The 5,059-nt window shown below is 47.0% G+C and carries 9 protein-coding genes and 1 tRNA gene; 1 reads left to right on the forward strand and 9 read right to left on the reverse strand.

The genetic code is table 11. The features are described from left to right. The 9 genes from jag to rpsF all read right to left on the reverse strand — a co-directional run. Nucleotides 1–676, reverse strand: a 676-nt coding sequence (gene jag, locus WC259_RS07520; protein ID WP_372644014.1) for an RNA-binding cell elongation regulator Jag/EloR, incomplete at its 3' end; no start/stop codon positions are given. Further along, nucleotides 588–1,535, reverse strand: coding sequence for a YidC/Oxa1 family membrane protein insertase (locus WC259_RS07525; protein WP_011309476.1), 948 nt, complete (start codon nucleotides 1,533–1,535; stop codon nucleotides 588–590). The genes jag and WC259_RS07525, both read right to left, overlap by 89 nt. A gap of 11 nt (nucleotides 1,536–1,546) precedes the next feature. Then, complete coding sequence (locus WC259_RS07530; protein WP_011309477.1) at nucleotides 1,547–2,662, reverse strand: PQQ-binding-like beta-propeller repeat protein; 1,116 nt, start codon at nucleotides 2,660–2,662, stop codon at nucleotides 1,547–1,549. A 9-nt stretch (nucleotides 2,663–2,671) separates the two neighbouring features. Beyond that, on the reverse strand, nucleotides 2,672–2,884 hold the full coding sequence (gene yidD, locus WC259_RS07535) for a membrane protein insertion efficiency factor YidD (RefSeq protein WP_012984367.1): 213 nt from the start codon (nucleotides 2,882–2,884) through the stop codon (nucleotides 2,672–2,674). Beyond that, nucleotides 2,856–3,218 carry a ribonuclease P protein component gene (gene rnpA, locus WC259_RS07540; protein WP_011309478.1) on the reverse strand — a complete coding sequence of 121 codons (363 nt, stop codon included), beginning with the start codon at nucleotides 3,216–3,218 and terminating at the stop codon, nucleotides 2,856–2,858. Before rnpA ends, yidD begins: the two co-directional genes overlap by 29 nt. A 58-nt stretch (nucleotides 3,219–3,276) precedes the next feature. Then, complete coding sequence (rpmH, locus tag WC259_RS07545) at nucleotides 3,277–3,417, reverse strand: 50S ribosomal protein L34 (RefSeq protein WP_372644018.1); 141 nt, start codon at nucleotides 3,415–3,417, stop codon at nucleotides 3,277–3,279. 35 nt (nucleotides 3,418–3,452) lie between these two features. Then, complete coding sequence (gene rpsR, locus WC259_RS07550; protein ID WP_011309480.1) at nucleotides 3,453–3,896, reverse strand: 30S ribosomal protein S18; 444 nt, start codon at nucleotides 3,894–3,896, stop codon at nucleotides 3,453–3,455. A 34-nt stretch (nucleotides 3,897–3,930) separates the two neighbouring features. After that, nucleotides 3,931–4,338 carry a single-stranded DNA-binding protein gene (locus tag WC259_RS07555; RefSeq protein WP_011309481.1) on the reverse strand — a complete coding sequence of 136 codons (408 nt, stop codon included), beginning with the start codon at nucleotides 4,336–4,338 and terminating at the stop codon, nucleotides 3,931–3,933. Nucleotides 4,339–4,388: 50 nt separating this feature from the next. After that, on the reverse strand, nucleotides 4,389–4,718 hold the full coding sequence (rpsF, locus tag WC259_RS07560) for a 30S ribosomal protein S6 (RefSeq protein ID WP_011309482.1): 330 nt from the start codon (nucleotides 4,716–4,718) through the stop codon (nucleotides 4,389–4,391). A 162-nt stretch (nucleotides 4,719–4,880) separates the two neighbouring features. Between rpsF and WC259_RS07565 the strand changes: the two genes are divergently transcribed. Continuing rightward, nucleotides 4,881–4,957: transfer RNA gene (locus WC259_RS07565), tRNA-Asp, on the forward strand. Nucleotides 4,958–5,059: the final 102 nt, after the last annotated feature.

A 5,059-nucleotide genomic window follows, 5' to 3' on the forward strand; every position in this document is an offset into this window, starting at 1 on the left:
CTTTTAAGACTACCACAACTTTTCTGGACTCGCCAAAGCCAACGCTCTGGGTAGTTACTTCTTCGTCTTCAGCCAAAGCCAGATGAATAATCCGCCGTTCATAGGCAGGCATAGGCTCAAGTGAAAAAGGCATCCGCCGCAGCTTGACCTGTTCGGCAGTTCTCCAAGCCAAAGTCTGAAGCGAGCTCAAGCGCCTCTGCCGATAACCATTTACGTCAACCACCACCGGCTCAAACCGCCCCAACTGGTGGGAAATCATAAGCCTTACCACTTGTTGCAAACTTATCAGGGTTTGACCCTTGCGTCCAATAAGAATACCCAGGTCTTCGCCTACAATATTCAAAACAGTACTCGGCTGTGACTCCTCATCGGTAACCATTTTCTCAGGCAGAATATCTACATATGCCTCAATATCCATCTTGTCCAGCAGGGTTTCCAGAATGTTTTGAGCAAGATCACTTGCATCCATCTGGTTACCCGGTGCTATGTCATCTTCGTATTCAGGTTCAATTAGCCGCAGGCAAACACGGGCATCTTCTCCGCGCAGACCCAGCAAACCATGCCGGCCTTCAGACAGAACCTCTATCTCAACTTCGTTTCGGCTTACGTTTAGTTGATTTAGACCCAGTTTTATAGCTTCCTCCACTGTCTTGGCGCTCGTCTCGACCTTTTTCATCTATACTACCTTCCATCTGCTTACCTTTGGTCGAAGAATCGGATAACTGACCAGCCGGAGTTGCAGCTTTTTTTTCAGTTTTATATATGCTACCTGACCGCACCTGGCGGCCACCGCGGAAATAGGATATAACCTTTTCAGCAATAGGCTCAAGCTGACCCCAGCCGGTAATAAAGTATTGCATAATAATACCCACTACCGCTGAAACAAACCAGTAGAAAGCCAAACCGCTCGGGAAAGACAAGGAGAAGAAGAAGAACATAAACGGCATCATAAAGCTCAGCATCTGGCTCTGGGCTGCCTGTTGCTGGTTAATAGCCTTGGGAGTAGACATCTTTTGCTGAACGAACATGCCCAAACCTACCAGCAAAGCCAATACAAAGTCAGAACGGGAAAGATCCATCCAGAGGAAGTTATTGCTCAAGGGCAAGGTTTCATAAACCACCGGCCAAGAATAAAGGTGATTGGAAAGATTCATAAAGTCTTCCGGGGTAACAGCCAACACCCTGACAATAGCCTGATACAAGGCTATCCAGATGGGAAACTGTATAAGCATGGGAACAAGACAACCGGTAGTGGAAACGCCGGATTCTTTGTAGAGCTTCATTTGCTCTTCTGCCAGTTTCTGGCGGTCATTACCGTGCTTTTTCTTCAGGGCGTCCATATGGACAGTAATTTCCTGCATCTTCTTGGTAGCAGTAAGTTGTTTACGGTTAAGCGGCCAGAGGGCCAGCCGTATAACAACAGTTAAAACTATAACTGTCAGCCCGAAACTTCCCCATAAATTGTGGGAAAGCCAGACCATGCCGTTTATCATCGGCGAAAGTATTATTAAATCCCAAATAGCACCAATATCCAACGACTACCTCGCTAACTTACTACAAAAGTCCAGATTATAGTCCGGCTCTCCGGATTTATAGCATAGACAGTTTCTTTTTCCTGGGTATGTATATACACAACTTCACCCGAAACAGTAACCGGCGCAATCACTTTCAGGGCGAGGTCGGTAACGGCCTTCATCTCAAGTGAATATATATTGATGGAGAAAATCTTGCCCGTTTTGGTGGCCACAATTACATTATCACCCAGCAGGGCCGGCGAAGAAGCCACACCATCAGTCATATTAATTACTTTAAGCTGAGTGCCGGTCAAGGCGTCCAGAATATATGTATTGCCATCCAGATTGGGGGCGAATACTTTGCCGTCAGCAATAACAGGGCTTGCCCAGAACCAGTTTGGTGAAGCAAAAACCCATTTCTGGCTGCCGTCAGTAAGATCCAGTGCATACATATTGCGGTCAAAACAGCCCACATAAACAGTGCCGTTATCTACCACAGGGGCGCTTGCAAAGGGGCTCTTGGCTTCAAACGTCCACACGGGGTTACCGGTATTGATATCCAGAGCATATACCTTTTTATCAAAACCGGGCACAATTACCAAATCACCTGAAACAACCGGAGAAGCCCAAATTTTGGCACCTGTCGGGTATTCCCAGACCTTTTGTCCGTCAGCCTTGCTCAGGGCATAAACAACGCCATTGGTATCTGCAAAGAAAATTTTGTCTCCGTTGGGAGCAATACCGCTGACAATGGCAGGCAAGGCATCGGTTACAGGATAAACCCACTTCAGATCACCCTGATCCTGATTGTAAGCATAAATCTTGCCGCCATAGGTAGAAATATAGATGACACCGTCTGATATTACCGGTGTACCGTATATGCCAACGGTGGTAACGGCACCGGCACAACCGCCGCCACTTGTAGTAGTCTCAAGCGGTACCTGATAACGAGGAGTGCTGGCATCTTTGTTAAGGGCTATAAGTTTACCGGTCATAGAGCCGAATATAGCGTCATTATCAGAGACAACAACACCAGACCAGCCTAAAGGTTTCTGTCCAGTACCCATACAACCGCTTAAAACAGCTAAAACGCCAATAAGGCTAAGCAGCAAAATAAGTTTTTTAGATATGCGATTGGTTTTGAACAATTTTCCGTCCTATTCTGGCACTGGGTCGTAGCCACCCTTGTTCAAAGGGTGACAACGGCTAAGCCGTTTCACACCCAACCAAATTCCCTTAAAAATTCCAAATCTTTCAATAGCTTCGTAGGTGTACTGTGAGCAAGTGGGAATAAACCTGCATGAGGAGGGTGCAGTTTTAGAGTAGGTATTTTGGTATAATCTAATCAGTTTTAAAGCTAGTTTTTTCATCTGTTTTTGATAGTATCTGCGCCTTGCCAAGCAAGTGCTTAACTACCCTCTCCATTTCGGCACATTTTACTGTAGCCGCTTTTGCCCTAGCTATAAATACTATATCCCAGCCCTGTTTCAGACCGGTAGTCCGCAGGCTTTCCCTTAATATTCTCTTTGCCCGGTTACGCTCTACAGCCCCGCCTACTTTTTTACTGACTATAAAACCGACACGGCTCAGTTCAAGATTGTTAGGCAGCGTCTTCATTATGGCCAGCGGCCCTATATAGGTACCGCCGCGGGCAAGCACCTGGGAATATTCTTCCCGTTTGGTTAGCCTGTTAGCCTGTTTCATTGTAAATAGTGTAACCATACTCCGGATGGATAATCAACCGGAGCACAGCCAAAACACTCTAGACTACAATCAGTCTCTTGCGGCCTTTAGCCCTGCTGGTACTGAGCACACCACGTCCACCCCGGGTACTCATCCGGGACAGGAAACCATGAACCCTCATACGGGGAATACGCTTCGGTTGATATGTCCTCTTAGGCACATTAACTCCTTAAATGGAAAACAATAATTTACTATTTATGCAGATTCAGCAGGTTTAGAAGCCTCTGCCGCAGGTTTAACCTCTGCTTTTACTTCGGGTACCGCAACTTCGGCCTTGACTTCTACTTTAGGCTCAATCTTGGCTTCGGCAATTTTGGGTTCAGGCCTAAGCTCACGAATAGGCGAAAAAGTAGCCACATTGCCTTGGCGGCGAACATGTTCGGATACAAAGGGCATCAAGGCAATAAAACGAGCCCGCTTAATGGCATTAGCCAAAGCCCTCTGGTGCCGGGCACAGGTTCCGGTGCGGCGGCGGGGTTCTATTTTGCCACGGTCAGATATGTATCTGGCCAGTTTAGCCGAATCCTTGTAATCAATACGGCTAACCTTTTCAGCGCAGAAAGAACATATCTTGCGCTTCGGGGTATAGCGGCCACGCCCACCCCTGGCTGGTCTGTTAGGTCTATCCTGGATACTCACTCAATCAAACTCCTATCAAGAGATTTAATATTCACTAAAACGGAATGTCTTCCGGTTCTAATTCACCGCCGCCATTGTCATCTTCACGGGCATCTATACCAGTGCCCACATTAGCTTTCTCAAGGAAGGTAACCCTTGAAGCAATCACCTCGGTACGGTAATGCTTCAGGTTATCCTGCCCTTCCCAGCTACGGGTGCGAAGCCGTCCTTCCACATACACCAGCCGTCCTTTGGAAAGGAACTGGTTGCACTGTTCGGCCAGCTTGTTCCAAGCCACCACCGTAAACCATTCGGTTTCCTGCTTGCGCTCACCCTCAGGGGTATTATAAACCCAGTTGGTAGCAACTTTAAAGGAGGTAACGGGATGCCCGCTGGGGGTATACCGCATCTCCGGCTCACCGCCAACATTGCCAATTATCATAACCTTGTTCAAACTCACCATCTCTCGTGTCTCCTCTCTGGCAAAATCCTCTAGCGGTAATCAGTCAGATATTATTCTTCGTCCATATTAATGGCCATATGCCGAATAACCTGCTCTGAAATGCGCAGGTCAGTGCTTATCTTGCGTATGGAAGAAGGCTTGGCCTTCATCTTGATAAACACGTAATAACCCTCAACATACCTACCTATAAGGTAGGCCAATTTACGCTTACCCCAGTGGTTTACTTCGGTAAAGCTGCCTTCTTTTTCAGCTATGGTCTTGCTAATGCCTTCCAGAATGGCCTCAACCTTTTCCTTCGGGGTGTCAGTGGTTAAGATAACCACCAGTTCGTAATCACGCAGGTTTTCAACTCTGGATTTAAGTAGTTCGCTTGCGGCCATGTTTTCCTCTCTAAGTTAAAGGCAATATATTCCCTTAAAAAATCTGACGGTCATTATAGCATATAGCGAAGAAGCAAACAATATTAGGCAGAATGAACCTGCCTACCCCCAAATCATATTTGACAGATTGCGTCAAATACTCTAAACTGTTTTCCGCTTCTAGGCCCCATGGTGTAGCGGTCTAACATGCCACCCTGTCACGGTGGAGATCGGGGGTTCGAATCCCCCTGGGGTCGCCATTGAGCTTCTTTTTGCTTTCAACTACCAGAGTATACCACATTGCCGGTCTAACTTTCTTTCCTTCTTGTTACAACCGGGATTTGCCCCACTGCCTGAAAAAC

The sequence above is a fragment of the Dehalococcoides sp. genome (genome assembly GCF_041654235.1).
GTDB classification, from domain to species: Bacteria; Chloroflexota; Dehalococcoidia; order Dehalococcoidales; family Dehalococcoidaceae; genus Dehalococcoides; species Dehalococcoides mccartyi_B.

Excerpts from the sequence above, each read along its gene's own strand:
- yidD (WP_012984367.1), bottom strand. The coding sequence starts at position 2,884 with ATGAAAAAACTAGCTTTAAAACTGATTAGATTATACCAAAATACCTAC.
- rnpA (WP_011309478.1), bottom strand. The coding sequence starts at position 3,218 with ATGAAACAGGCTAACAGGCTAACCAAACGGGAAGAATATTCCCAGGTG.
- WC259_RS07555 (WP_011309481.1), bottom strand. The coding sequence starts at position 4,338 with ATGGTGAGTTTGAACAAGGTTATGATAATTGGCAATGTTGGCGGTGAG.
- rpsF (WP_011309482.1), bottom strand. The coding sequence starts at position 4,718 with ATGGCCGCAAGCGAACTACTTAAATCCAGAGTTGAAAACCTGCGTGAT.